Origin of the sequence: Alteraurantiacibacter lauratis (assembly GCF_037154155.1) — a bacterium.
Lineage (GTDB): Bacteria > Pseudomonadota > Alphaproteobacteria > Sphingomonadales > Sphingomonadaceae > Alteraurantiacibacter > Alteraurantiacibacter lauratis.
In genome coordinates this window covers 1-24,453 of the sequence record NZ_JBANRN010000014.1, presented here as the reverse complement: position 1 = coordinate 24,453, position 24,453 = coordinate 1, and the positions used below count along the sequence as shown (strand labels likewise).

28 protein-coding genes, 1 tRNA gene and 1 riboswitch are annotated in these 24,453 nt (G+C 65.0%); of the genes, 11 read left to right on the top strand and 18 right to left on the bottom strand.

The window, feature by feature from the left end:
* Nucleotides 1–4: 4 nt before the first annotated feature.
* Complete coding sequence (locus WFP39_RS12560; RefSeq protein WP_336920060.1) at nt 5–436, bottom strand: COG3650 family protein; 432 nt, start codon at nt 434–436, stop codon at nt 5–7.
* 125 nt (nt 437–561) lie between these two features.
* On the opposite strand from WFP39_RS12560, the gene WFP39_RS12555 reads away from it, so the two are divergent.
* A complete protein-coding gene (locus WFP39_RS12555; protein WP_336920058.1) occupies nt 562–972 on the top strand; it encodes a BLUF domain-containing protein in 411 nt (136 codons plus the stop codon).
* Between the two features lie 53 nt (nt 973–1,025).
* On the opposite strand, the gene WFP39_RS12550 is transcribed toward WFP39_RS12555, so the two are convergent.
* The 9 genes from WFP39_RS12550 to WFP39_RS12510 all read right to left on the bottom strand — a co-directional run bounded on the left by WFP39_RS12550 (nt 1,026) and on the right by WFP39_RS12510 (nt 7,879).
* Nucleotides 1,026–1,238: a cold-shock protein gene (locus WFP39_RS12550; protein WP_336920057.1), complete on the bottom strand. Its 213-nt coding sequence runs from the start codon at nt 1,236–1,238 to the stop codon at nt 1,026–1,028.
* A 220-nt stretch (nt 1,239–1,458) separates the two neighbouring features.
* Nucleotides 1,459–1,914, bottom strand: coding sequence for a DUF3429 domain-containing protein (locus WFP39_RS12545; RefSeq protein WP_336920055.1), 456 nt, complete (start codon nt 1,912–1,914; stop codon nt 1,459–1,461).
* Nucleotides 1,915–2,004: 90 nt separating this feature from the next.
* Nucleotides 2,005–2,571, bottom strand: a complete 567-nt coding sequence (locus WFP39_RS12540) for a fasciclin domain-containing protein (RefSeq protein WP_336920054.1) — start codon at nt 2,569–2,571, stop codon at nt 2,005–2,007.
* A gap of 274 nt (nt 2,572–2,845) precedes the next feature.
* Entirely contained in the window at nt 2,846–3,196 is a 351-nt protein-coding gene (locus WFP39_RS12535) for an HPF/RaiA family ribosome-associated protein (protein ID WP_336920053.1), read from the bottom strand.
* A gap of 112 nt (nt 3,197–3,308) precedes the next feature.
* Nucleotides 3,309–3,854 carry a DUF3833 family protein gene (locus WFP39_RS12530; RefSeq protein ID WP_336920051.1) on the bottom strand — a complete coding sequence of 182 codons (546 nt, stop codon included), beginning with the start codon at nt 3,852–3,854 and terminating at the stop codon, nt 3,309–3,311.
* A 177-nt stretch (nt 3,855–4,031) separates the two neighbouring features.
* Nucleotides 4,032–4,187 carry a hypothetical protein gene (locus WFP39_RS12525; protein ID WP_336920050.1) on the bottom strand — a complete coding sequence of 52 codons (156 nt, stop codon included), beginning with the start codon at nt 4,185–4,187 and terminating at the stop codon, nt 4,032–4,034.
* Nucleotides 4,187–6,049 (bottom strand): phosphomethylpyrimidine synthase ThiC, encoded by a 1,863-nt coding sequence (gene thiC, locus WFP39_RS12520; protein ID WP_336920048.1) that lies wholly within the window; start codon nt 6,047–6,049, stop codon nt 4,187–4,189. The genes WFP39_RS12525 and thiC overlap by 1 nt, the downstream gene beginning before the upstream one ends.
* A gap of 38 nt (nt 6,050–6,087) precedes the next feature.
* A riboswitch (TPP riboswitch) is annotated at nt 6,088–6,194 on the bottom strand.
* Nucleotides 6,195–6,240: 46 nt separating this feature from the next.
* On the bottom strand, nt 6,241–6,639 hold the full coding sequence (locus WFP39_RS12515; RefSeq protein ID WP_336920047.1) for a hypothetical protein: 399 nt from the start codon (nt 6,637–6,639) through the stop codon (nt 6,241–6,243).
* A gap of 109 nt (nt 6,640–6,748) precedes the next feature.
* Entirely contained in the window at nt 6,749–7,879 is a 1,131-nt protein-coding gene (locus WFP39_RS12510) for a glycoside hydrolase family 5 protein (RefSeq protein ID WP_336920046.1), read from the bottom strand.
* A gap of 109 nt (nt 7,880–7,988) precedes the next feature.
* Here WFP39_RS12510 and WFP39_RS12505 point away from each other — a divergent pair, with 109 nt between their 5' ends.
* The 7 genes from WFP39_RS12505 (at nt 7,989) to WFP39_RS12475 (ending at nt 15,540) form a co-directional block, all read left to right on the top strand.
* Nucleotides 7,989–8,621, top strand: a complete 633-nt coding sequence (locus WFP39_RS12505) for an SOS response-associated peptidase family protein (RefSeq protein WP_336920045.1) — start codon at nt 7,989–7,991, stop codon at nt 8,619–8,621.
* 53 nt (nt 8,622–8,674) lie between these two features.
* Nucleotides 8,675–9,064 (top strand): DUF6152 family protein, encoded by a 390-nt coding sequence (locus WFP39_RS12500; RefSeq protein ID WP_336920044.1) that lies wholly within the window; start codon nt 8,675–8,677, stop codon nt 9,062–9,064.
* A 72-nt stretch (nt 9,065–9,136) separates the two neighbouring features.
* A complete protein-coding gene (locus WFP39_RS12495) occupies nt 9,137–11,203 on the top strand; it encodes a S9 family peptidase (RefSeq protein ID WP_336920043.1) in 2,067 nt (688 codons plus the stop codon).
* Nucleotides 11,204–11,274: 71 nt separating this feature from the next.
* Complete coding sequence (gene crtY, locus WFP39_RS12490; protein ID WP_336920042.1) at nt 11,275–12,465, top strand: lycopene beta-cyclase CrtY; 1,191 nt, start codon at nt 11,275–11,277, stop codon at nt 12,463–12,465.
* A 4-nt stretch (nt 12,466–12,469) separates the two neighbouring features.
* Nucleotides 12,470–13,966: a phytoene desaturase gene (locus WFP39_RS12485; RefSeq protein ID WP_336920041.1), complete on the top strand. Its 1,497-nt coding sequence runs from the start codon at nt 12,470–12,472 to the stop codon at nt 13,964–13,966.
* 39 nt (nt 13,967–14,005) lie between these two features.
* Nucleotides 14,006–14,587, top strand: a complete 582-nt coding sequence (locus WFP39_RS12480) for an LOG family protein (protein WP_336920039.1) — start codon at nt 14,006–14,008, stop codon at nt 14,585–14,587.
* Complete coding sequence (locus WFP39_RS12475; protein ID WP_336920038.1) at nt 14,584–15,540, top strand: phytoene/squalene synthase family protein; 957 nt, start codon at nt 14,584–14,586, stop codon at nt 15,538–15,540. Before WFP39_RS12480 ends, WFP39_RS12475 begins: the two co-directional genes overlap by 4 nt.
* A gap of 36 nt (nt 15,541–15,576) precedes the next feature.
* Here WFP39_RS12475 and WFP39_RS12470 read toward each other — a convergent pair whose 3' ends face one another.
* Nucleotides 15,577–17,049, bottom strand: a complete 1,473-nt coding sequence (locus tag WFP39_RS12470; protein WP_336920036.1) for a glycerol-3-phosphate dehydrogenase — start codon at nt 17,047–17,049, stop codon at nt 15,577–15,579.
* A complete protein-coding gene (locus tag WFP39_RS12465) occupies nt 17,046–18,269 on the bottom strand; it encodes a multidrug effflux MFS transporter (RefSeq protein WP_336920034.1) in 1,224 nt (407 codons plus the stop codon). The genes WFP39_RS12470 and WFP39_RS12465 overlap by 4 nt, the downstream gene beginning before the upstream one ends.
* A 92-nt stretch (nt 18,270–18,361) precedes the next feature.
* Here WFP39_RS12465 and dinB point away from each other — a divergent pair, with 92 nt between their 5' ends.
* On the top strand, nt 18,362–19,549 hold the full coding sequence (gene dinB, locus WFP39_RS12460; RefSeq protein ID WP_336920033.1) for a DNA polymerase IV: 1,188 nt from the start codon (nt 18,362–18,364) through the stop codon (nt 19,547–19,549).
* Here the strand turns inward: dinB and WFP39_RS12455 are convergent.
* The 5 genes from WFP39_RS12455 to WFP39_RS12435 form a co-directional block, all read right to left on the bottom strand.
* Entirely contained in the window at nt 19,536–19,961 is a 426-nt protein-coding gene (locus WFP39_RS12455) for an NUDIX domain-containing protein (protein WP_336920032.1), read from the bottom strand. The genes dinB and WFP39_RS12455 overlap by 14 nt on opposite strands.
* 32 nt (nt 19,962–19,993) lie before the next feature.
* Nucleotides 19,994–20,614 carry a 6-phosphogluconolactonase gene (locus WFP39_RS12450; protein WP_336920031.1) on the bottom strand — a complete coding sequence of 207 codons (621 nt, stop codon included), beginning with the start codon at nt 20,612–20,614 and terminating at the stop codon, nt 19,994–19,996.
* Nucleotides 20,615–20,726: 112 nt separating this feature from the next.
* A complete protein-coding gene (locus tag WFP39_RS12445) occupies nt 20,727–21,188 on the bottom strand; it encodes a Dps family protein (RefSeq protein WP_336920029.1) in 462 nt (153 codons plus the stop codon).
* Nucleotides 21,189–21,280: 92 nt separating this feature from the next.
* Entirely contained in the window at nt 21,281–21,862 is a 582-nt protein-coding gene (locus WFP39_RS12440; RefSeq protein ID WP_336920028.1) for a TMEM165/GDT1 family protein, read from the bottom strand.
* A gap of 44 nt (nt 21,863–21,906) precedes the next feature.
* Nucleotides 21,907–21,980, bottom strand: a tRNA-Gly gene (locus tag WFP39_RS12435).
* Nucleotides 21,981–22,212: 232 nt separating this feature from the next.
* Between WFP39_RS12435 and WFP39_RS12430 the strand changes: the two genes are divergently transcribed.
* Both WFP39_RS12430 and WFP39_RS12425 read left to right on the top strand, forming a co-directional pair.
* Nucleotides 22,213–23,100 carry a class II fructose-bisphosphate aldolase gene (locus tag WFP39_RS12430; RefSeq protein ID WP_336920026.1) on the top strand — a complete coding sequence of 296 codons (888 nt, stop codon included), beginning with the start codon at nt 22,213–22,215 and terminating at the stop codon, nt 23,098–23,100.
* Nucleotides 23,101–23,118: 18 nt separating this feature from the next.
* The gene (locus WFP39_RS12425) at nt 23,119–23,484 is read left to right on the top strand and encodes an HAD family hydrolase (protein WP_336920025.1); all 366 of its coding nucleotides are present in this window, start codon (nt 23,119–23,121) and stop codon (nt 23,482–23,484) included.
* A gap of 35 nt (nt 23,485–23,519) precedes the next feature.
* Here WFP39_RS12425 and WFP39_RS12420 read toward each other — a convergent pair.
* A partial coding sequence (locus WFP39_RS12420) for an IS3 family transposase (RefSeq protein WP_336920024.1) occupies nt 23,520–24,453 on the bottom strand: 934 nt, incomplete at its 5' end.

Sequence of the window (24,453 nt, the reverse complement as noted above, 5' to 3'; positions counted from 1 at the left end):
AGGGCTATTCGGTGCCGGTAAAGGGCTGCCGGTCGCTCCAGCCGCAGCCGTTCAGCTGCTGTTCGCCCTTCTGCACGGTCACAGCAAAGGGATAGGTGCGGTCGCTCATCCCATCGCTGCACGGCGCGGGCGTGACCACGATGTCGATGGCTGCGCCTTCCAGCGAGCCACTGAACGACAGGCCGCCGCGCCCGGCAAACCGTTCCACGCTGATGGCCTGCCCGTCAATATTTTCAGGGGTAGACCAGCGCAGCACATTGCCCGTGATCTCCCCGCCCCAGAACGGTTCGGTGCCGACAAGGCGGATCACCTCGTCCGGCGCGATAGCGGAAAAGGGCTGATCGTCCTGCGCATTGCCGGGCAATTGCCCGTCGGGCTGGGACGTGCAGGCGGCAAGTGCGGAACAAAGGCCGAGGGGAATGATTATCCATCGCATGCGGGGGATTTAACGCAAATCACGCAGTCAGACGAGTGCAGTATGCCGCGTGCAAGGGCTTGCATGCCGATGCGCCGTTTGGCACGCGCTTTCCCGTATACAGACTAAAGGAGACGAGCCGGGCCATGTTTTCCCTGCTCTATTGCAGCACCGCCACCGCCAATCTGAACGACGCCGGGCTGACCCGCCTGGCTGAAGGCGCGGCGCGGTTCAACGCACAGCGTAACGTCACCGGCCTGCTCGTGTTCAACGGCAAGAACTTCATGCAGGTTTTGGAAGGTTCGGAAGAGGATGTCCGCGAGGTGATGGATCGCATCGCGGCCGATCCCGGCCATCGCGATATCATTTACCTGCGCACCGAACCGCGCCGGGCGCGGGAATGTCCGAACTGGTCGATGCACGCCATCGTCACGCCCTTGGCAGGCGCGGGCGCATCCACGCAATTTGCGCATAAACTGCCGCTCAGCATGGATATCGACACGCGCATGCTGTTTTCCAGCTTTGCCAGCGCGCTGCGTCCGCAGGAATTAGGCTGAGCATGCAAAAGGCGCAGCGACACTGCCGCCGCGCCTCCTGAAAATTCCTGGGATCAGTCCGCCATCGTCAGATTGACGGCGCTTTCCTTGCCATTGCGGCCGCGCTCAACCTCAAAGTTGACACGCTGTTCCTTGTCCAGCGTGGCCCAGCCCGCTGCCTGCACGGCAGTGATGTGGACGAAGCTGTCCGACGAACCGTCGTCCGGCTGGATGAAGCCATAGCCCTTGTCGGCGTTGAAAAACTTTACGGTGCCAGTCTTGGCCATGCGATGTTCCTTTCCATGGAAACAGAGTAATGCCCGGACAGAATTGCCCGAACGGTCGTGCGTCAGTCTCGTCCAGAGAAAGGAAGTCGTCGTCCAAGTACGCCGTCCCTGCTTGGCAGGGCAAAAGCGGTCGTCAAAAGCCGAAGTCCGTCGCAATATTCGACGTCAGCAAGGGGCTTGTAGCACGCTATCGCCCAATCACCTAATCCTCATCCGCCGATCAGGCACCCATCGCCAGAAGCAGCGTGATCGTGCCGAGGCCCAGCGACAGCGCCAGCCGCAGCCGCAGCCACCATTGCGGCACCAGATCGCCCAACCGCGCATCGACCAGCGGGCTCGCCAGCAGCAGCAGCGCCAGCACCGCAAGGGAAGGCGCGGGCCAGGGGTAGCCGAAAACCCACGGCATGAAGCTTGCCAGCGCAATCAAGCTGGGTGCAACCGCCGCGAGCCACACCCAGGCGGGGACGGCTCGCCCATCGCTCAGCCGGGCGGCGGCAATGCCCCACCACATCCCGCCCAGAAAACTGAAGATCAGCGCGGCATAGGCCCATGCCGCCGCCAGCGCGGTCCAGCGCCATTCGCCAACCCCGCTCCACACCGCCAGCAGGCAGGCCGCCTGCGGCAAAAGGCCGGCAAGACCCAGCCAGCGCGGAAAGGGCGGTACGCAGGCCAGCATCCTATAATTCCCCCAAACAGGCCGGGCCGGCCTGCCGCTGTTCCCCGGAAGGATCAGCGCCAGACCGGCCCGCAAAAATCAAATCCGAGATCAGCCCGGCATCACCACGGTGTCGATCACATGGATCACACCGTTGGACGCAGGCACATCGGTGGCGGTCACGGTGGCAGTGTTGCCCGCTGCATCGGTCAGCTGCACCGCGCCGTCCACGACCCGCGCCGTCAGCGTCGCGCCGTTGACGGTGGTCATCGCGTAACCCGCATCGCCTGCACCTTGGATCGCGGCCAGCAGATCGGCGGCCATCACATTGCCCGCCACCACGTGGTATGTAAGGATGCCGCCCAGCGTTTCGGTTTCGGTGGTGGTCAGCGTTTCCACCGTGCCGGCGGGCAGCTTGGCAAAGGCGGCATTGGTGGGCGCGAACACGGTGAAGGGCCCGGTGCCCGACAGCGTTTCGACCAGGCCCGCGGCCTGCACGGCGGCAACCAGCGTGGAGAAATCGGGGTTGCCCGCGGCCACATCGACAATGGTGCCCGTGGCGGCAGGAGCCGCTTCCATCGCGGTATCGGCGGCGGTGTCGGTTTCGGCAGCCTGGCTGCATGCGGGAAGGGCCAGCACGCACGTCGCCAGCAGGGGAAGGAAAATGCGCTTGGTCATGGTGATCCTTTCAGTGTTCCCCCCGTCCGGAACGACCTCCGCCCACACATATGGGCCCTTGCCAGCGCGATACGACCTGTCCCAAAGGGCAGGTGTGCGCAAAATAGCGGGGGACGCGCCAATGGCGAATGATGACAAAGACTATGTGCATGACGAGGACCGCGGCGAAGGGATGCCTGTCGCGTAACTGGCCGCAAGGCGCGCGCAAGAGATAAGCCAAAGGCCGGACATGTCTCCACGCCCGGCCCTTTGGCCTCGTTGAATGGCGGCAGGGTTACACGCCGCCCGCCGGAATCGACTGGTCCGGGCGCGGATGGCGGTCGGCCTTGCCGAATTGCCGGTCGAGCACGGTTACCAGCTTGTCGGCTGCCGCGCGTGCGGCGCTGTCGACATCGCCCGCATGGGCGGTGGCAGAGAGCGGATCGCCGCCGCGCGGACGCGCTTCGATCAGGCAGCGGACATCGTCACCGCCGCCCTTTCGCCCGTTGGTGTCGCTGATGTGCGCCTCGATGCGGGTCAGCCGTTCGGCAAAGCGGGACAGGCGGTCGCGCACCTGCGATTCCACCCGTTCCGCCACGTTCTCGGTGCCCATGACCGAACTGTCGGTGTTGAAATGGAATTCCATTGCTGTCTCCTCTCGCCTGTTGGGTGTTCTTCAACCCAATGGGCCAAAGGTACCGTTGTTCCCCGGAACCGCAAGCCATGCGCCCGGCGGGGGCCAGATGGAGGAACGCGCCTCAGTCCGCCCGGCGGATCGTCTCGGTCAGCCGGGCCACCGTGATCCCGAAACGGCGGATGCGCATCACATTCTGCGCGCTCTGCCCGCCGGGATGCGCGGTGATGACCTGATGCACGTTCAGATTATTGTCCATCGTGTAGGTCAGCGTCAGCGTATTTCCCGAAAGCGTGCCCGAAAGGTCGTTGGCGGCATCCGAAATCGTCCCGGTAAAGCGGCCCGGCGATGTTTCGCGCAGGCGCCAGGTGCGCGGGCGTTCGGGCTGATCGCCGATCTTCACCGTCTGATCGAGCACCATGCTGCCATCGGCCTGGCGCGTGCCGAAAGTGGACACGCGCGTCGCCTTGTCCGAAGCGAAAATCTGCGTCAGCCTGCCTTCGCTGGTGGTGCGGCCGGTAAAGAAGGCGGCCGGATCGAACCGGGCGGCAGGGGCCTGCGCCTGAAGCGTGGACGATCCGGATAACAGCACCAAGACCAGCGCGGGAACAGCGCCCGCGTGCAGGAGAAAGCCGCGCGCACGCAGCGTCGTCGTCATGTGCCGTGTCATCAAATGCGCCCCTCCCCTTATCGGCCCCGGACAACACCCCGCATGCCGTTTCGCCGCAGTCTGGGTGATGTTCCGCCGATAATCCAGCACAACAGAAAGGTTACGCGCAAAAGACAGGATGGCGCGGCGTGAGCCCCCTGGCCTCGCGCCACAAAGGCCACTGCCCCCTCGCCTATCCTACCCCTTCTGCTTTGCCTTGTGCGCTGCAATCGCTGTATCCAGCGCAGCGATGCGCTGGCGTTCGGGGGTGTGCTTGGCCAGCCCTTTCAACCGGCACGTGGCCCACAGCGCCTTGCGTTCGGATTCGAGGTTTTTGAGGTAAAGGTCGGCCATCAATCGTGCTCGCGCCCGCCTGCGCCCAGATACAGCTCGCGGCCCAGCTCGTCATATTTGCGGCTCATCTCGGCCATGCCCTTTTCCGCTTCCTCTGCGGCGATGAAGGTATCGGGCGCGGCGTTCTGCTTGGCGGCAAAATCGCGCACGTCCTGCGTGATCTTCATGCTGCAGAACTTTGGCCCGCACATTGAACAGAAATGCGCGGTCTTGGCGCCTTCTGCCGGAAGTGTCTGGTCGTGATACTGCTCCGCCGTATCGGGATCGAGGCTGAGGTTGAACTGGTCACGCCAGCGGAACTCGAACCGCGCGCGGGACAATGCATCGTCGCGCAGCTTTGCCGCCGGGTGCCCCTTGGCAAGGTCTGCCGCGTGGGCCGCCAGCTTGTAAGTCACCACGCCGACCTTCACATCGTCGCGGTCGGGCAGGCCCAGATGCTCCTTGGGCGTGACATAGCAGAGCATGGCGGTGCCATACCAGCCGATCATCGCCGCGCCGATGCCGCTGGTGATGTGGTCATATCCCGGCGCAATATCGGTGACGAGCGGCCCCAACGTGTAGAACGGGGCTTCACCGCACGCCTCCAGCTGCTTGTCCATATTCTCCTTGATCTTGTGCATGGGCACGTGGCCCGGCCCCTCGATCATCACCTGCACATCCTGTTCCCACGCGCGCCTGGTCAGTTCGCCAAGCGTGTAAAGCTCGGCAAACTGCGCCTCGTCATTGGCGTCGGCAATGCTGCCGGGGCGCAGGCCATCGCCCAGCGAATAGGCGATGTCATAGGCCTTCATGATCTCGGTGATCTCGTCGAACTTCTCGTAGAGAAAGCTCTCCTTGTGGTGCGCGAGGCACCATTTGGCCATGATGCTGCCGCCGCGGCTGACGATGCCGGTCACGCGCTTTGCCGTGAGCGGGATATAGGGCAGGCGCACACCCGCATGGATGGTGAAATAGTCCACGCCCTGTTCGGCCTGTTCGATCAGCGTGTCGCGGAAGATCTCCCAGGTCAGGTCCTCGGCAATGCCGCCGACCTTTTCCAGCGCCTGATAGATCGGCACGGTGCCGATGGGCACCGGGCTGTTGCGGATGATCCATTCGCGCGTGTCGTGAATGTTGCGCCCGGTGGACAAGTCCATCACCGTATCCGCGCCCCAACGGATCGCCCAGACCATCTTGTCGACTTCGCTCGCCACGTCGCTCGCCACCGCGGAATTGCCGATATTGGCGTTGATCTTGACGAGGAAATTGCGCCCGATCGCCATCGGCTCGCATTCGGGGTGGTTGACATTGCTGGGGATGATCGCGCGACCCCGCGCCACTTCCTCGCGCACGAATTCGGGCGTGACATGATCGGGAATGGCGGCACCCCAATCCTGCCCGTCGCGCGCTGCCGCCTCGCGCAGCATTTCGCGGCCCAGATTCTCGCGGGTCGCAACATATTCCATTTCGGGCGTGATGATGCCGCGGCGGGCGTAATGCATCTGCGACAAGTTCGCGCCCGGCTTGGCACGCAGCACGCGCTTGCGCACATGGGGGAAAGGCGGCACGCCGCCGCTGCGATCGGGGCCAAGCTGGCCGTTGTCTTCGGGCTTCACTTCGCGCGCGTCGTATTCTTCCACATCGCCGCGCGCCAATTGCCACGGACGGCGCAATGGCGGCAGGCCAGCGGCAATGTCGATGGCCGCGGCCGGGTCGGTATAGGGGCCGGAGGTGTCATAGACGCGCAGCGGAGGTTCGCCGCTGGAGGGCTCCAGATCAATCTCGCGCATGGCCACCTTCAGCGGGCCGACATGCACCTTGCGGCTGCCACGAATAGGCCCGGTGGTAACACCGATTTCCAGCTTCGAATTGATATCGGCCATGGCAACGCTCTCCTTCAGGGGCAGGAGAGGGTTTTGCGGCATGTGCAACCGGCCCTCCCTCCGCCCGTGCTAACGGGTTCAGGTTCAACGGGTCGGGCAGAGCTTACCTGCCCCTCTCAGCCAGCTGGCTCCCCGGGGATGGCGATGATGTAGTCCTTTTCGGCCCCGCCGGGAAGCCCTTTACCGACGCATCAGAACCGCAAGGCGGCAAGGCAGATCGCCACCACGCCAAAGCCTGCCCCCAGCAAGGCCCAGACGCGGTTCACCCCGCCAAGATAACGATTAAAGAAATGCAGATAGGCCCGGCCAAAGGCCAGCATCACCAGCCCTTCCACCACCATGGCCGCGCCCATGATCGTCACCGCGACCGACAGCCAGTCTGCCGGATTGTAGGGATTGACCAGATAGACCGCCGCGCCCAGCGTCAGCATGAAAAGCCCGGTCAGAAAGCGCAGGCCTTCGCGCTTCTCGAATTCGTCGAGCATCGCGGCCCAGCTTCCCGGCTGGCGCAATTCACCCACGCTGGCGGCAAGTGCGTAAAGCCCGGTGAACAGGGTTACCCATGCGGTGATCGTGGCGGCAGTGGCCATGGCGGTTATCTCCCTTCCCTGCCCGGCAGGAACGGATCGTGTCGCCGGGCCTCCTCCGAAGGCAGGCTAGGCCCGGCGAGGCGCCAAGTCCACTGCGGAGAGGCCGCGCTTACAACCCCAGCGCCGCCACCAGATCCTCATGCCATGCGCCGGTCGTCTGGTCGCGGATGGCGAAGCTGTTGGTATAGCCCCAGGCGCAGGCGTCCACATTGATCCCTTCATAGGCCACGCGCATCGTGCGGTAATATTCCGCGCGCTCGGCCATGGGAATCCCGTCTATCGCGCCATATTCGCCAAGGAACACGGGACGCCCGGTGCGCGCGGTGAAGTTCTGCACGATCTGGAGGTGAGCCTGCAGCGCGTTGAGGTCAGCCGGGCTGCCGAAGGTTGCGCCCATCGGCGGCGAAGGGTTCACCCAGCTCGCCCCCTGATGCGTGAAATTGAACGGGTCATACGAATGGATCGTGGCGATGATATAGGCATCGTTGGGCAGCGGCAGCGTGTCGAGCGTCGCGACCCCGCTCCAGTTCTCGCCCCCGATCACTACGGGCCGCGTGGGATTGGTGGCGCGCACCTCGGCCAGCGAGGGGCCGAGAACAGACAGCAGATTGGCGTGGGTGAGGTTGTTGTGCGGCTCGTTCAGCAGTTCGAACCAGACCATGTCATCGGGCTCGTTCCGGAACTGGGTGGCGATCTGCTTCCACAGGCCCGCCAGCCGCGCGGTCTGCCCGGCCGGATCGCTGAAGATGCTGCCGCCCGGATCGTCGTAATGGTGGACGTTCAAAATCACGCGCAATCCCGCCGCGCGCGCCTGCCCCACCACCTCGACCACGCGCGCCATGAAAGCGGGATCGATGGTATAGGGCGGGGAATAGCTGGCATGGTTCGACCAGCGCACCGGCAGACGCACCGTCTCGAACCCCTTGGCGGCAATATCGGCAAAGTCGGTATCGTTGATGGCGCGGCCCCAATCGCCTTCGCGCGGCGGTTCGAGCATATTGGCCATGTTGATGCAGGCGCCGATGCGGGCATCGTCCTGGCTGAGCGCGGAAGGGACCAGCACGGCGGGCGGGGTGGGAGTGGGCATCGGGGCCGGAGTGGGTGCGGGCGTTGCCACTGGCGGCGGTGTTGGGGTGGCCGAACTGCCGCTGCCCCCGCAGGCTGCCAGCGCCATCACCAGCGCCGCCATGCTTGCCCGACCGATTGCCCTGCCCGGCAAATGTCCTGCGCCCGCACCCATCGTCCAATCCTTTCCCGTTCAGATGTTTGCGCAGGATGGTAGCGCTCCCAAAACAGGAGTCCAGCGGGCATTTGCACATCGGTCATCGCGGCCCCATGGTGTGGGCAGGATGACCATGCTCTACCGCCTCGATGCGCCCGCTGCGGCGGTGGCGCGCGCCTTTGGCGCGAGCGCGGGGGATGATCCGTGGCCGGGCGGCTATGCCGCGCCGGGGCGGTTTGCGCCGGTCATCACGGCGGGGCGCGAGGCAGTGGCGGGGCCGCGCCCGGCAAGCGCTCCGCGCCGCATGGTGCCGCGCCTGTGGGGCGTGCCGCCGCCGCCTTCGGCCCACGATCCCGCGCGGCTGGTGCCGCATGTCGCCAATGCGGACAGCCCGTTCTGGATCGGCAATCTGAGGAATGGTGAGTTCCGCTGCCTCGTGCCGGCGACCTCCTTCATCGAATGGGGTGCGGGCACAGATGTGGAGGGGCGGCGGGAACGCTATGCCATCACCAGTCCCGATGCCCCGATCATGGCGCTGGCGGGCGTGTGGAAGGACAGCGAGGTGCCCTCCTTCGCGCTGCTCACCTGCCCCGCCAATGGCCTGCTGAAACGGCTGGGCCGCGCACGGATGCCGGTGATCCTGCATGGTGGGCGGGCACAGGAAGATTGGCTTCGCAGCAATTGGCGCAAGGCCGAGGCGCTGATCGCGCCTGCACCCGACGAAAGCCTGAAAGCCAGCCTTTTGGGCGATTTTGCCTGATTTGCACGCTGTGTTACCTTTGCGCCCGACGGGAAACAAAAGGAGATAAGGCGATGGCACGGCGTATCCTCTTGACCCTTGGCGCAGCGGCATTGCTCAGCCCGCTCGGCGCGGCGGCGCATCACGGCTGGGCGTGGACACAGGCGGAGGAAAGCCGGCTTTCGGGCGAGATCCTCGCCATCAGTTTCACCAATCCGCACCTGCAATTGCGCCTGCGCGATGCGGCGGGGGCGACATGGGTGGTGGACCTTTCCCCGCCGATCCAGGCTGCGCCATCAGGCTTTGGCCCCGACCATGCGCGGGCCGGCGACCGGGCGATCGTGACAGGGCACCGTGCGCGCGACATGGAATCACGCACATTCAAAGGCGAGACGATCACGGTGCGCGGGCGCACATTCGATGTCTATCCCAATCGCGAAAAGTCGCTGCGCCCGGCGGGGTAAAGCCATTGCCTTCGCTGTGCTGCTTGCTATGACGGTTGCAACTGCAACTGTTTATCCGGGGCATTCCGTGACATGACCATTCTGCGCCGGGCCGGCCTTGCCAGTGCCCTTGCCCTCCCGCTATTGCTGTCCAACACCGCGCTGGCCCGCCCGATGACGCCCGAAGATGTGGCCCGTGTGCGCGCGGCGGTGAGTCTTGCCGTGTCGCACGATGGCACCGGCATTGCCTATACCACCGGATCGCGCCCCGATGTGACCGCGGGCGAGCCGGATGGGAGCTTGCGCCAGCAATTGTTCCTGGCGGACGCGCCGATGCAGGCGCGCGCCTATCTGCCCGAAGGCGTCAATGCCGGGCAGATCGCCTTTTCGCCCGATGGCAGCCTGATCACCTATCTGTGGGCGCAGGGCGATGAAAAGCGCGCGGTATGGGGTGTGCCGGTCAATGGCGGCGCGCCGCGCAAGCTGGCTGCCGTGGCCGATGCCAATGTCAGCGCCTATGCCATCAGCCCCGATGGGGCCACAGCCTACCTGCTCGCCGGCCCTGCGCCCGACACCGCGCGCGAGGCCGAGGCAGGCAAGGGCTTCACCGCGATAGTTTACGAGGAAGAACAGCGTTTTAACCGCCTGTTCGCCGCCAATCTCGGCGCATCGGTGGACGCTGCCCCGCGTGAAATTGCCGTGCCCGGCCATGTGGACGAGATGCGCCTGTCGCCCGACGGCAGTTTTCTGGTGGTCAAATCGGCCCCCACCACGCTGGTGGACGACAATCTGATGCGCCGCCGCCCGCATATCATCGACCTTGCCAGCGGCGACGTGCGCGTGGTGGAAACCACCGGCAAGATCGAGGATCTGGAAATTGCGCCCGACGGGCAGACGCTGTCGCTGATTGCGGGCGTGGACCAGCACGATCCGGCCGCCACCACGCTCTACATGGTCGATGTCGCCACGCTTGCGCTCACCCCGGTGAACGAGGGCGCGGCCGAAGCGGCGATGGATGCCGAATGGATGGCCGATGGCCGCCTTGCCGCGACCGTCCATGTCGGCGCGCAGAGCGTGCTGCGCTTCTATGACCCGCGTGGCACGCTACTGCGCGAGGTGGATACCGGCGGACTGATCGTCACTGCGCTTGAACAGGGCGGCAACCGGCTGGCCGTGCTGGCCGACAGCCCGACGCATCCGCAGGAGCTGTTCGTCTATTCGGGCGGCGGGTTCGACCGCTGGACCGAGCACAATCCGTGGCTTGCCGAAATCACCTTCGGGCCGCAGCGCACGCTGACCTACACCGCGCGCGACGGGCAACAGATCGAAGGCATTCTGATCGAGCCGGTGGGCGGCATCCCCTTTGGCGGCGCGCCGCTGATCCTCGATGTGCATGGCGGCCCGGAAGCGCATGAGACGAACGGCTGGCAAACCGGCTATGGCAATCCGGGGCAGGTGGCTGCGGGCAAGGGTTATGCCGTGTTCCTGCCCAATTACCGCGGCTCCACCGCCTATGGCGTGGCGTTCTCCATGCAGCACCAGGGTGACTATGCGGGCAAGGAATTCGACGATCTGGTCGATGCCAAGGCCGCTCTGGTGGACATGGGGCTGGTCGATGCAAACCGCGTGGGCATTACCGGCGGCTCCTATGGCGGCTTTGCCAGCGCCTGGGGCGCGACCTATTACAGCGCCGAATTCGCCGCAGCGGTGATGTTCGTGGGCATTTCCAACAATATCAGCAAGTTCGGCACCACCGATATTCCCAACGAAATGTATCTGGTGCACGAACGCAAATGGCCGTGGGAGGAATGGGACCACCTGCTCGAACGCAGCCCGATCTACCATGTCGACAAGGCCGAAACGCCGATCCTGATCATGCATGGCGATGCCGACACGCGCGTGTCGCCCACGCAGAGCTATGAACTCTATCGCCATATCCGCACGCGAAAGCCCGAAACCCCGGTGCGGCTGGTGCTCTATCCCGGCGAAGGGCACGGCAATGCGCGTGCGGCGGCGCGGTATGATTACAATGTCCGCATGATGGAATGGTTCGACACCTATCTGATGACCGGCGACCGCAATGCGGCCCTGCCCGGCCCGCGCCCGGCGCTGCAACTGGGCGGCGATGCAGCGGAAGGGGCGGGCGAGGCGGCGGAATAAACCGCCGCTTTTACCCATACCGCCATCCGCCCATGATTGCGCCCTGTCGCCAATAGGCTAAGGCGCAATCCATGACAGGCCACGCGTGCGACATGGTGATTGCCGGGGGCGGCCTGGCGGGCGGCCTGATCGCGCTTGCCGTCGCAAGGCAGCACCCCGGCATGACGGTGCGACTGGTCGAAGCCGGCCCCGCGCCCGGCGGCAATCACCGCTGGAGCGTGTTTTCGAGCGACCTGACGGACGAGGGGCACGACCTGCTCTTACCCGTGAAGCAGACTGTGTGGGACGCGGGCAACGAAGTGGTCTTTCCGGGCCACAGCCGCCAGTTGGCCGCGCCTTACCGCTCGATCGCGTCAACCGATTTCGCCGCCGCGCTGGCCCGCGAATTGCCGCAAGGCGCGATACAGGTGAACGCGCCCATTGCCGCGCTTGATAAAGGCGGGGTGACGCTGGCCGATGGCACGCGGATCGATGCCACACGCGTGATCGACGCACGCGGCGCGCTGCCCTCCCCGCATTTGCACGGCGGCTGGCAGGTATTCATGGGCCGCCACCTCGCCACCCATGCACCCCACGGCCTCACCCGCCCGATCATCATGGATGCCAGCGTGCCGCAATTGGGCGGATACCGTTTTGTCTATGTCCTGCCGCTGGGGCCAAGCGAACTGTTCGTCGAGGATACCTATTACCAGGACACACCCGATCTGGACGCCGCGCAGCTGTCTGCCCGGATCGACGCCTATTGCGCTCAGCATGGCTGGACGGGCCGCGAGATTGGCCGCGAAACCGGCGTGCTGCCCGTCATCACCGGGGGCAATCCCGCCGCCTATCTGGCCGATGCGCGCGTGGAAGGCGTCACGCTGGCAGGCGCGCGCGGGCTGTTTGTCCACCCACTCACCAGCTACACCCTGCCCTTTGCGGTAGAGACCGCGCTGGCGATTGCCGAAAACGCGCATCTTCCCGCCAGCCAATTGGCGCAACAGATGGAGGCGCGCAGCCTTGGCCATTGGCAGGCCACCGGCTTTTTCCGATTGCTTGGCACCATGCTGTTCGGCGCGGCGGAGCCTGCCGAACGGGTGCGCATTTTCGAACGCTTCTACCGCCTGCCCGAACCGCTGATCGAGCGATTCTATGCCGGGCGATCGACCCTTGCCGACATGGCGCGCGTGCTGGTGGGCAAGCCGCCCGTGCCGGTGGGCCGTGCGCTCTCTGCCCTTGCCAGCGACCGCCCGCCCCTCCTTTTCTCCAACACGAAAGCCTGACCCGATGACGAACCCCGCCCCCCGCACCGCCTGCGTGATCGGAGCCGGCTTTGGCGGCATGGCGCTGGCCATCCGCCTGCAAAGCGCCGGCATCGCCACCACCGTGATCGAGAACCGCGACAAGCCCGGCGGCCGCGCCTATTACTGGCAGAAGGACGGCTTCACCTTTGACGCAGGGCCGACCGTGGTAACCGATCCCGATTGCCTGAAGGAATTGTGGGCATTGTCGGGCCATGACATGGCCGAGGATGTCGAACTGATGCCGGTGATGCCGTTCTACCGGCTCAACTGGCCCGATGGCACCAATTTCGATTACTCGAACGACGAAGCGAACCTGAGGAAAGAGATCGCAAAGCTCGATCCCGCCGATGTCGCCGGATACGATGCCTTCCTCGCCTATTCTGCCGGCGTGTACGAGGAAGGCTATGTGAAGCTGGGCACTGTCCCCTTCCTCGATTTCAAATCCATGCTGAAAGCGGCGCCTGCCCTTGCCAAGCATCAGGCCTGGCGCAGCGTCTATTCCATGGTGTCCAAATATATCCGCAACGAAAAGCTGCGCGAGGCGCTGAGCTTCCACACGCTGCTGGTGGGCGGCAACCCGATGAAGACCAGCAGCATCTACGCCCTCATTCACAAGCTGGAAAAGGACGGCGGCGTGTGGTGGACGCGCGGCGGAACCAACCGCCTGATCGCAGGGATGGTGCGCCATTTCGAGCGGCTGGGCGGCACGATGCGCGTGGGCGACGGGGTGGAACGGGTCGAAACGCTGGGCAACAAGGCGACCGGCGTTGTCACGAAAAGCGGGTGGACCGGGCAGTTCGATGCGGTCGCCAGCAATGCCGACATCATGCATTCCTACCGCGACCTGCTGGGCGACAATTACCGCGGCAAAAGCTACGCCAAGAGCCTTGGCCGCAAGACCTTCTCGCCCAGCCTGTTCGTGGTGCATTTCGGGATTGAAGGCACTTGGCCGGGCATTCCGCACCACATGATCCTGTTCGGCCCGCGCTATAAGGGCCTGCTGGACGATATTTACAGCCATGGCGTGCTGCCCGAAGATTTCTCGATCTATCTGCACCACCCCACCGTGACCGATCCGGCGATGGCGCCCGAAGGCAAGAGCACCTTCTACGCGCTGGTCCCCGTGGCGCATCTGGGCAAACTGAATGTCGATTGGGACGTGGTTGGCCCGCAATTGGAAAAGCGGATATTGGACGAGGTCGGCCGCCGCCTGATCCCCGATATTCACGACCGGCTGGTGACGAGTTTCCATTATACCCCCACCGATTTCTGCCACGATCTGAACGCGCATCTGGGCAGCGCCTTCAGCCTGGAGCCGGTGCTGACGCAAAGCGCATGGTTCCGCGGCCACAACCGCGACGATGTGATCGGCAATTTCTATCTGGTAGGCGCAGGCACGCATCCGGGCGCAGGCATCCCCGGCGTGGTGGGCAGCGCCAAGGCCACCGCCGGGCTGATGATCGCGGATCTGCTGGGGTAAGAATCCTGCCCGCACCGTGGGAGAGGGGGAGAACACGTTTTGAAACGCCTTGCCATCTATTGCGGCTCTGCCACGCCGGCTGATCCGCGTTATGTCGCGTTGGCGCGAGAGGTGGGCCGGACGCTGGCCGAAAGGAATATCGGCGTGGTCTATGGCGGCGGCAGGCTCGGCCTGATGGGCGCAGTTGCCTCCGCCGCGCTGGACGCGGGCGGCGAGGTGATCGGCGTCATCCCCGAAGCGCTGGAAGGGCACGAGGTCGCCAACCGCGATTGCACGCAGCTGATCGTGGTGCCCGGAATGCACGAGAGGAAGCGCGCCTTTACCGACCTTGCCGACGGCTTCATCACCCTGCCCGGCGGGGTGGGCACGATGGACGAATTGTGGGAAGCGGTCAGCTGGGCGCAACTGGGCTATCACGCAAAGCCGGTGGGCTTGCTCAACGCCTTCGGCTTTTACGACCTGTTGCTGGCGTTCAACCGGCAGATGGCCGAAGTGGGCTTTATCCGGCCTGCGCATCGCGGCATCATTCTGGACGCTGAAACGGTCGAAACGCTGCTGGAGAAGATGGCCGCCTTCACCCCCATCACCACCGTGCTGAAAATCCGCACCGAGGATTTGTGAGAGCGCCGCGCGCGGCATTGGTGGCGCAGGCGCGCGAGGCGATTGCGGCAGGCTCGAAAAGCTTTGCCGCCGCATCGCTGCTGTTCGATCCCACCACGCGCGAGCGGGTGCATCTGCTCTATGCCTGGTGCCGGGCGTGCGATGATCTGGCCGATGGGCAGGACATGGGCGGCGCATTGGCGCTGCGCGACGGGCACGAGGGCGAACGGCTGGAGATGATCCGCGACCTGACCGCGCGCGCCATGGCGGGCGAGGAAACGGGCCATCCGGCTTTCGATGCGCTGCGCGTGGTCGCCGCCGAATGCGGGCTTACGCAGGCCATGGCCGACGATGTCATTGCCGGCTTCGCGCTCGATGCTGCCGAATGGCAACCGCGCAGCGAAGGCGATCTGATGCGCTACTGCTACCATGTCGCGGGCGCGGTGGGCGTGATGATGGCGGTGGTGATGGGGGTCTCGCCGCAGGATGACGACACGCTCGATCGCGCTTGCGACCTGGGCCTTGCCTTTCAACTGGGCAATATCCTGCGCGATGTGGCCGAAGATGCGGCGGCGGATCGCTGCTATATCCCCGCCGAGTGGCTGGCCGAGATGGATATTCCGCCCGGCCGGCATATGCACCCTGCGCACCGTCCCGCTCTGGTAACGCTCGCCGCGCGCATGGCCGCGATGGCAGAGGCGCATGAGGCGGCGGCACGGCTGGGCGCAGCGCGCCTGCCCTGGCGCAGCCGCTGGGCGGTGCTGTCTGCTGCCAATATCTATGGCGCGATTGCCCGCGAAGTGCGCGCCCGTGGGCCAGCGGCCTGGGATGCCCGCGTGCATACCGGCAAGGGCGAAAAACTCGCCCATGTGGTGCGGGCGCTGGGGCAGGTGTTCACGACTCCGCCCCGCGTGCCGCAAATGCCGCGTTGGACGCGGCGCGAGCTGATGGAAATGGCGCGGGCGGACGGGTGAAGGCTGGTTCTCGCCTCCCGCCTGCGGGAGCGGGCATTACGCCCCCAGATACTCACGCAAGCCCGCCATCTCGGCCGCGCTCATATGCAGGCCCAGCTTGGTGCGCCGCCACAGGACATCCTCGGCGGTGAAGGCCCATTCCTGCTGGATCAGGTGCCGCACTTCCGCTTCGGACAGACCGCAGCCGAAATCGCGGCCCAGATCAATCCGCGCCTTTGCGTCTCCCAGAATGGTCACCGCATCAAGGCCATAGCAACGCGCCAGCCGCAGGGCATCCTCATGCGCCAGAAAAGGATATTCGCGTGTGAGCTCCCCCACCAGCAGGCCGATGGCGTCGCGCGGAAAATCGCCGCCGGGCAGCGGTTCGTCGGCGGTCCAATGCGCCGCTTTCAGCACCGGCAGCCGCGCCGCGAGCAGATCGACCGCTTCTTCCGCCACATGGCGGTAGGAGGTGAGCTTGCCGCCGTAAATGCTGAGCAAAGGCGCGCCTTCCTCCGGCGCGCTCAGCACCAGACGGTAGCCGCGCGTGGCCGCCTCTGGCCGTGCGGTGCCGAAATCGACAATGGCGCGCACCCCGGCATAGGACCAGATGATGTCGGCGGGCGTGATGTTCTCCACGAAATAGCGGTTCACCGCGTCGCACAGATAACGGATCTCCTCCGCATCCGGCTCGACATGGTCGAGCGGCCCCTTGTGATCGGCGTCAGTGGTGCCGATCAGCGTGAAATGCTCCTCATACGGAATCGCAAAGCAAATGCGCGTATCGGGCTGCTGGAAGACATAGGCGAAATCGTGATCGAACAGGCGCGGCACCACGATATGCGATCCGCGCACGCGGCGAATGGCATATTTGGGCGCGGTGCCCGCCATCCACGCCAGATCGTCTACCGCGGGGCCAGCGGCGTTGACCAGCGCGGCGGCGGTGTAACCCTCGTCGCCTGCGATGACCTTCCAGCCGTCACCTTCGCGCGCAATCGCGGTAACAGGGCAGCGCGTGCGCACCATTGCGCCACGCCGCGCGGCATCCACCGCGTTCAGCACCACCAGCCGCGCATCGTCCACCCAGGCATCCGAATATTCGAAGCCCCCGGTAATCTCGGCATAGAGCGGATCGCCCGCCGGGTGATCCTCCAGCCTGATCGCCTCGGCCCCCGGAAAGCTGCTTTTGCCGGCGATATGATCATACAGGAACAGCCCGGCGCGCAGTTTCCAATGCGCGCGGATCGCCTTGTTCACCGGCAGGACAAAGCGCATCGGCCGCACGATATGCGGGGCAATGCGCCACAGCACCTCGCGTTCGGCCAGCGCCTCGCGCACCAGCGCGAATTCGCCGTGCTCCAGATAGCGCAAGCCGCCGTGCACCAGCTTTGTCGATTTGCCCGATGTGCCGCTGCCCAGATCGCCCGCTTCGAGCAGCAGCACCCGCGCGCCGCGCCCCGCCGCATCGCGCGCCGCGCCCGCGCCGTTGACCCCGCCGCCGATCACGATGAGGTCGAAATGCTGGGTCACGGGACAATACGCTCCTGCGGCGGTTTCCTGTTCAGGCGGCGGAACAGCACGCCCTTCTCGCTATAGAGCACGAAACACAGCGCGAGGGTAGAATTGATCAGCAGGGCATAGGCAAAGGGGCGCGCGCTGCCATCGTAGAACTGGCCGATCACCAGCCCCACCATCGCCGCGCCGAACATACGGAAAAAGCTGTGCACGCTGCTCGCCGCGCCTGCGATATGGGCAAAGGGTTGCAACGCGATGGAGCCGAAATTGGCACCCAGAAAGCCAAGCAGGCCCAGATTGAGCGCCATCAGCGGCACGAAATAGCGGATGTCGCCCGGATGCGTGTGCGCCGCCCAAACCTGGCCCAGGCTGACCGCGATGAAAATCAGCACGCCGGTATGCGACACGCGCCGCGCGCCAAACCGCATGACGATGCGCGAATTGGTGATGTTGGCCACCGCCATCATCGCTGCCGTGCCGCCGAACACCAGCGGAAAGGCCGCCTCGCTTACGGCGAAATGTTCCGTGTAGAGCTGCTGCGCGATGTTCACGTAACCAAACACCCCGCCCATCACCAGCGCGGTGCCAATGACATAGCCGATCGACTGGCGGTTGACCAAGGCATCGCGCATATTGCGTGCGATGACGGGAATGTTGATCTCCTGCCGGTTTTCGGGCTTCAGCGTTTCGGGCAGGCGTTGCCACACCCACCAGGCCGCGAGGGCGCCTACTCCGGCCAGCGCCACGAAGATCCAGCGCCACCCCGCCACCAGCAGCACCGCCTGCCCCAGGCTGGGGGCGATCACGGGCACGGTGATGAAGACGGCGGCAATCACGCTCATCAAACGGGCCATGGCGTCGCCTTCATACAGGTCGCGCACAATCGCCATCGGCGCCACCATCAGACCTGCGCCCAACAGCCCGCACAGAACACGCGCGACCAGCACCGATTCGAAATCGTGCAGCAGCGCGATCAGCAGGTTGCACGCGACATAGAAGCCCAGCGCCAGCAGCATGATCGGGCGGCGACCATACCGGTCGGCATAGGAGCCGGGGACGAGGCAGCCGATACCCATGGCGATGGAATAGGCTGCGATCACCAATTGGCGGCGGTTGCCGTCCTCAACGCCCAGTTCGCCCGCCAAATCGGCGAGCGCGGGGATCATCGCGTCGATCGCCAGCGCGTTGAGGCTCATCAGCAGCGCCAGCAGCACGATCAGTTCGCGCTTGCCCATGGCCGGCCGCCTGGCACTTTCATTTTCGGATAAAGTCATCCTGCGCTGCTAGACCATGGCAAAGGCAGGGGGAAGTGGCCTAAAGTGCGCCCATGGACGAAGCGGGCCGATCCGACGCAGCGCAGGAAGCAGCCACCGATGCCGCTGACAGCGCGTTTCCCGAAGCCGCTTTGGGCCTGCGCAAGATCATCCATGTCGATATGGACGCCTTCTTCGCCAGTGTGGAACAGCGCGACAATCCGGAATTGCGCGGGAAGCCGGTGGCGGTGGGCGGCGCGGGCGGGCGCGGCGTGGTGGCGGCGGCGAGTTACGAGGCGCGCAAGTTCGGTGTGCGCAGCGCCATGCCATCGGTTACCGCCAGCCGCAAATGCCCCGGCCTCATCTTCGTGCGGCCGCGCTTTGACGCCTACCGCGAGGTATCGCAGCAGATTCGCACGATCTTTGCCCGCTACACCCCGCTGATCGAACCGCTGAGCCTTGATGAGGCCTATCTCGATGTGACGCAGGATGTGCAGGGCATCGGCAGCGCCACGCGCATCGCGCAGATGATCCGCGCCGCGATCCGCGCCGAAACCGGGCTTACGGCAAGCGCGGGCGTTTCCTACAACAAGTTTCTGGCCAAACTCGCCAGTGACCAGAACAAGCCCGATGGGTTGTGCGTGATCCGCCCCGGCGAAGGCGCGGCCTTTGTCGCAGGCCTGCCGGTCAGGCGCTTTCACGGGGTCGGGCCACGCGGCGCGGAAAAAATGGCTGCGCTGGGCATCGCCACCGGCGCCGATCTGGCGGCAAAGGACATTGCCTTCCTGCGCACGCATTTCGGCAGCTTTGCCGATTACCTCTACCGCGCGGCGCGGGGGATCGACCTTCGCCCCGTGCGCCCCGACCGGGTGGCGAAATCGATTGGCGGCGAACGCACCTTCTTCGAAGATATCCACGCGCCGGATGCCTTGCGCGCCACGCTGGAGGACATCATCGCCATCGTCTGGGGCCGGATCGCGGCGAAACAGGCGGCGCGCTCCGACGGGAGGAGGGTGCGGGGCCGCACCGTAGTGCTGAAACTGAAATACCGCGATTTCACCATCGCCACCCGTTCGCGCAGCGTAACAGGCTGGATCGAAACCGAGCCGGATTTTGCCGCCCTTGCCCGCAGCTTGCTGGAGGACGAATTGCCCCTGCCCGCACCGATCCGGCTGATGGGGCTGACGTTGGCGAACCTCGACCATGGCGACGATGCGCGGGCCAAGCCGCCACGCGACGAGGCGCAGCTCAGCCTGCTTTAGTTTCCAGAAGCGCAAGCCGCCGCCGCACATTGGGCGCGGTATCGGAAGGCAGATTGTCGGGCGCAAAAAAGCGCGCATCCACAATCTCGCGCCCATCTGGCACGGGCTCCCCATCGATTAGGCCGGTGAAGATATGCGCCACATTGCGCGCGCCGTGGAACTCTTCCTCCACCGTTGCCAGATGCACCGGATCGGTGACGGCGCAGCCCAGTTCCTCGGCAAATTCGCGGCACGCGGCGGCCAGCGCGTCCTCGCCCCGCCGCATACCGCCGCCGGGAAAGGCCCACCGGCCGGTGCCATAGGAATGGCGCACCAGCAGAACGCGCCCCGCATCGTCGCGGGCAATGATCGAACAGCCATGCACCTCGCCCCCGCGCAGCCGCAGCCATTTGCTGCGCAACCAGTACGCCACGCGGTAAAGCTGGCGGTGCAAAGAAGCGGGAATCAGGTGAAGCACGTGACCGGCTGCCGTGCCGCGCGGAGCAGCCGCGCGATCGGCAGATCATGTTCGCCGCGAAGCGCCCCATCGAAGACCGCGCGCTTGTCCTCTCCGCGCATGACGATCAGCAGCTCATCACTGTCGAGCAACGCCGGGATAGTGAGCGTCAGCCGGTCGAACGGGGCTTCGGGCGGCAGCGGATCGGGGGTCAGGCGGCGCAGCCTGATCGGATCGGCGGGATCGGGATCGGTGTTCGGAAACAGGCTGGCAATATGGCCGTCCGCGCCCATGCCCAGCCAGGTGACCGCGAAATGCGGCGGCAGCGCGCCTTCCGCCAGCGGCACGATGCGCGCGCCCACCGGTTCCAGCAAGGCACGGATGCGGCCCACATTGCTGGCAGGGTGATCTTCGCCCACGATGCGGTCGTCGCCCGGCCACACGGCGATGCGCGACCAGTCCAGCGCACGTGTCGCAAGGTCGGCAAGGATGGGAAAAGGAGTGGAGCCCCCCGGCACGCAGACCGCCACCTCGCCAGGCGTGGTGGACAGCGCGGCGGCCAGACGCGCCTCGATCCAGTCGGCAATCGCGCGATCCTCTGCGCCCGGAATAGTGGCAATATTACTCATATCCTTGTCCCTAAAGCAAAGGCCACCGGAACGCGATGGGTTCCGGTGGCCTCGGTTTATGCCGCGCCGGCTGAGGGGGGGTCAGAAGGCCAGCGGCGCGACGGGGAATGCGTCAGGCCAGCACGCTGGAGAGGAACCAGACGCGCTCCTCTGCCTGATCGGTCCAGTCATCGATCAATCCGTCGGTCGCGTTGTCGCCCGCCTTTTCGGCATGCTCCTTCAGCTCCTTCAGTCGTTTGACCAAAGCCGCGTTGTCGTCCCGCAGTTCGGCGATCATATCCTCCGCGGAAAGGCCCGCCTTGTCCTGATCCGCGATCTGCGTTGCCCTCATCACCGATCCGATCGAGGTGAGTGTCGGCGCGCCGTTCTTGCGCACACGTTCGGCAATCAGATCAACCTGCGCGAAAATCGCGGCGGCCTGCTCGTCGAACAGCAGGTGCAGGTCGCGGAAACGCGGGCCGGTGACGTGCCAGTGGAAATTCTTGGTCTTGAAATAGAGCGCCAGATGATCCGCCAGCAGGCCGTTCAGCCCATCGATCAGCGCGGTTTTCGAATTGTCGCCGGTCTTGGCCATGTGAGTCTCCGTTGTTTGCATTCCACCCTATAACCCGGCAAGCAGGCAAAGGTTTCATGCAAAGCTCTCGCCAGGTTGATCGCAAAAACCGATCAGAACAGGACGTCACGGACCGAAAGTCCGATCATGAACGCGGCCAGCAGCAACAGCACGGCCAGTGCCCACGCCATTATGCGCAGGGGCAGGCGCCTTTCCCATTCGCTACCCGCCAGCGCGGCCAGCGTCAGCGCCACACCGCTGCCCAGCGTGCCGCCCGCCGCCACCAGCCACGGCTCCTGCGTCAACAAGGCCAGTGCGGCAATCACGAAACGCGCGCTGTCGGTGATCTGCGCGGCGACCAGAACGATCAGGATTGCCCCGGTGGAGCGGGTCGGCTCGGCAGGAGCGCGCGGCGCTTTGCGCACCGCCAGCTCCAGCGCCGCTACGCCCAGTGCCAGCGCCACGAACATCGGGCGCGCGGCAGCCGGCATTTGCGGGGCCAACCACGCACCCGCCCCTGCCGCCAGAGTCGATGCGGCAAACGCGCTGAGCCAGATGGCGAGCACCAGCCCCGGCGCCGCGCCCAAGGCCGTGGCCGGGCCGGAACCTGCCGCCAGGCGCGCCACGCGCACCCCATCCCTTCCCGCCGCGCCCAGCAGCAGAGCGGCAAGAAAGGAGAGGAAGAAGGCGGTCATCCCCGGCCCTTCATCATCGATGCAGTCATCAGCGGTGGTGAATGTGGAGCGGGTGAGGGGAATCGAACCCCCGTCGTCAGCTTGGGAAGCTGCTGCTCTACCATTGAGCTACACCCGCATTTGCGCCGCGCGGGGTGCCGATTGCCATGCGGGCGGCGGGCGGTCAATCGGCTTTCTCGCCGGCCTCGTGGCCGCAACATGGCCCCGCCTGGCCGCGCTTTTTTGTCACACTTCGTAATTGCCCCGCATTGACGGGTGGCACCCGCCGCAGAGTCTGGTTATGGAGCCGAGTCGAAGGGCCGCACGCTGGGGAGCTTTGAGCGCGCCTGCCGGATAACAAGGAGCTTATCATGCCTCTCGTCAACATGAAGCCGCTGCTGCGCCACGCGATGGACAACCATTATGCCGTGGCCGCATTTAACCTGGTCGATTACAACACCACCAAGGCGATGGTGAAGGCTGCCGAAGGGCTGAACGCACCCGTCATCTGCCAGACTTCGTCCAAGACGATCAAGTATTACAGCCACAAGGAAATCGTATCCTGGGTGCGCACCGTGGCCGAGGATTCGCCCGTGCCCGTGGTGCTGCATCTCGATCACTGCCACGACCTCGCCATGATCGAGGAATGTGCCCGCACTGGCTGGACGTCGATCATGATCGACGCGTCCGAGCTGCCGTTCGAGGAAAACCTCGCCCAGTCGCTGAAGGTGCGCGAAATCGCCGAGAAGTATGGCGTGGGCATGGAGGCCGAACTCGGCCAGATCATGGGCGTGGAAGACGACATGGTGGTGGACGAGGCGGACAGCGTGCTGACCGATCCCGAAGACGCCAAGCGCTTCTGCGACGCGCTCGACCTGTCGGCCTTTGCCTGTGCGGTCGGCACCGCGCACGGCTTCTACCACGGCGAGCCGAATGTGGATTTCGACCGGATCGCCGCGATCAACGCCGCCACCAAGACGCCGATGGCGCTGCACGGCGGCACCGGCCTGTCGGACGAAACCTTCGCCAAGGCGATTGCGCGCGGTGCGGCCAAGATCAACATCTCGACCAATCTCAAGCATGTCTGGGTCAAGAGCTTCGTCGATTACCACCTCGCCAACCCCAAGGATTTCGAACCGCTGCGCGTGGGCGATGCGCAGTACCAGGCGTGCAAGGCCATGTTCGCGGGCTTTATCGAGAAGTTCGGCGGCAAGGATCAGGGCGCAGCCTTCCTCTCCAGCCAGATGCAAGCGGCTTGAGGGAGCGAACGCAGGGACATGTTCAAGGCCTTGATTTTCGATTGCGACGGCGTGCTGGTGGATACCGAGCGCGACGCGCACCGGGTTGGCTTCAATCTGGCGTTCAAGCAGTTCGGCATCGAAGCCGAATGGAGCGTCGAGCTTTACGCCCGCCTGCTGCTGACCGCGGGCGGGAAGGAGCGCATGACGGTCTATTTCGACGAATTCGGCTGGCCTGAGGATCAGGTCGTCAAATTCGGCGGAAAGCAGGAACTGATCGCTGCGCTGCACAAGGAAAAGACGCGGCTCACCAGCGAGATAGTGGCCGATCTGCCGGTGCGGCCCGGCATCCTGCGCATCATCGACTGTCCGTCGTCAGAACATTTGGCGCAGATCGCGGCGTAAATTTGCGGAGTGCGGGCCTCGTCTGGGTTTGGGTTTTAGGCGGCGAGCTTGCGGTGTTGCAAGCGCCGATATTCGATGGTCTGTCGCTTGATCCTTTCGCGCTGTTTGATGATGGCTGGTGCCCTGCCGAAGTAGGCGTCTGCAGGCGTCACGTTGTTCAGGCTCTCGTGGTAGCGCCGGTGGTTGTAGTGCTCGACGAAGGCCTCGATCTGGGCTTCGAGGTCGCCGGGCAGGAAGTAGTTTTCCAGGAGGATGCGGTTTTTCAGGGTCTGGTGCCAGCGCTCGATCTTGCCCTGGGTCTGGGGGTGCATCGGGGTGCCGCGCACGTGGCTCATCTGGTTGGCCTCGATGTATTGCGCCAGTTCCCCCGCGATGTAGCTGGGGCCGTTGTCGCTGAGCAGCCGGGGCTTGTGCAGCACCGTGGCGCAGTCGCAGCCGGAAGCTGCCAAGGCCAGATCCAGCGTGTCGGTCACATCCTCGGCGCGCATGTTGGTGCACAACTTCCAGGCGATGATATAGCGCGAGAAGTCGTCGAGCACCGTCGACAGATACATCCAGCCCCACCCAATGATCTTGAAGTAGGTAAAATCGGTCTGCCACATCTCGTTCGGCCGGGTGGTCTTGGTGTGGAACTGATCGGCCGCTTTCACCACGACGTATGCCGGGCTGGTGATCAGATCGTGGGCTTTGAGCAGGCGGTAGACCGTGGCCTCGGACACAAAGTATTGGCGTTCATCGGTAAATCGCACTGACAGCTCGCGTGGGGACAGCTCGCTGTAATCCAGTGCCATCTCGACGATCTGATCCTGCACCTCAGGCGCGATGCGGTTCCACACCCGGCTCGGCGCGGAGGGGCGATCTTCCAGCGCCTCCGGCCCACCTTCGAGGTAGCGATCATACCAGCGGTAGAAGGTCCGGCGGGCGATGCCGAGCTGGTCCAGCGTGCGCTTGGCAGGCAGGTGCGACTGC

Excerpts from the sequence above, each read along its gene's own strand:
- WFP39_RS12560 (WP_336920060.1), bottom strand. The coding sequence starts at position 436 with ATGCGATGGATAATCATTCCCCTCGGCCTTTGTTCCGCACTTGCCGCC.
- WFP39_RS12555 (WP_336920058.1), top strand. The coding sequence starts at position 562 with ATGTTTTCCCTGCTCTATTGCAGCACCGCCACCGCCAATCTGAACGAC.
- WFP39_RS12550 (WP_336920057.1), bottom strand. The coding sequence starts at position 1,238 with ATGGCCAAGACTGGCACCGTAAAGTTTTTCAACGCCGACAAGGGCTAT.
- WFP39_RS12545 (WP_336920055.1), bottom strand. The coding sequence starts at position 1,914 with ATGCTGGCCTGCGTACCGCCCTTTCCGCGCTGGCTGGGTCTTGCCGGC.
- WFP39_RS12540 (WP_336920054.1), bottom strand. The coding sequence starts at position 2,571 with ATGACCAAGCGCATTTTCCTTCCCCTGCTGGCGACGTGCGTGCTGGCC.
- WFP39_RS12535 (WP_336920053.1), bottom strand. The coding sequence starts at position 3,196 with ATGGAATTCCATTTCAACACCGACAGTTCGGTCATGGGCACCGAGAAC.
- WFP39_RS12530 (WP_336920051.1), bottom strand. The coding sequence starts at position 3,854 with ATGACACGGCACATGACGACGACGCTGCGTGCGCGCGGCTTTCTCCTG.
- WFP39_RS12525 (WP_336920050.1), bottom strand. The coding sequence starts at position 4,187 with ATGGCCGACCTTTACCTCAAAAACCTCGAATCCGAACGCAAGGCGCTG.
- thiC (WP_336920048.1), bottom strand. The coding sequence starts at position 6,049 with ATGGCCGATATCAATTCGAAGCTGGAAATCGGTGTTACCACCGGGCCT.
- WFP39_RS12515 (WP_336920047.1), bottom strand. The coding sequence starts at position 6,639 with ATGGCCACTGCCGCCACGATCACCGCATGGGTAACCCTGTTCACCGGG.
- WFP39_RS12510 (WP_336920046.1), bottom strand. The coding sequence starts at position 7,879 with ATGGGTGCGGGCGCAGGACATTTGCCGGGCAGGGCAATCGGTCGGGCA.
- WFP39_RS12505 (WP_336920045.1), top strand. The coding sequence starts at position 7,989 with ATGACCATGCTCTACCGCCTCGATGCGCCCGCTGCGGCGGTGGCGCGC.
- WFP39_RS12500 (WP_336920044.1), top strand. The coding sequence starts at position 8,675 with ATGGCACGGCGTATCCTCTTGACCCTTGGCGCAGCGGCATTGCTCAGC.
- WFP39_RS12495 (WP_336920043.1), top strand. The coding sequence starts at position 9,137 with ATGACCATTCTGCGCCGGGCCGGCCTTGCCAGTGCCCTTGCCCTCCCG.
- crtY (WP_336920042.1), top strand. The coding sequence starts at position 11,275 with ATGACAGGCCACGCGTGCGACATGGTGATTGCCGGGGGCGGCCTGGCG.
- WFP39_RS12485 (WP_336920041.1), top strand. The coding sequence starts at position 12,470 with ATGACGAACCCCGCCCCCCGCACCGCCTGCGTGATCGGAGCCGGCTTT.
- WFP39_RS12465 (WP_336920034.1), bottom strand. The coding sequence starts at position 18,269 with ATGGGCAAGCGCGAACTGATCGTGCTGCTGGCGCTGCTGATGAGCCTC.
- dinB (WP_336920033.1), top strand. The coding sequence starts at position 18,362 with ATGGACGAAGCGGGCCGATCCGACGCAGCGCAGGAAGCAGCCACCGAT.
- WFP39_RS12450 (WP_336920031.1), bottom strand. The coding sequence starts at position 20,614 with ATGAGTAATATTGCCACTATTCCGGGCGCAGAGGATCGCGCGATTGCC.
- WFP39_RS12445 (WP_336920029.1), bottom strand. The coding sequence starts at position 21,188 with ATGGCCAAGACCGGCGACAATTCGAAAACCGCGCTGATCGATGGGCTG.
- WFP39_RS12440 (WP_336920028.1), bottom strand. The coding sequence starts at position 21,862 with ATGACCGCCTTCTTCCTCTCCTTTCTTGCCGCTCTGCTGCTGGGCGCG.
- WFP39_RS12430 (WP_336920026.1), top strand. The coding sequence starts at position 22,213 with ATGCCTCTCGTCAACATGAAGCCGCTGCTGCGCCACGCGATGGACAAC.
- WFP39_RS12425 (WP_336920025.1), top strand. The coding sequence starts at position 23,119 with ATGTTCAAGGCCTTGATTTTCGATTGCGACGGCGTGCTGGTGGATACC.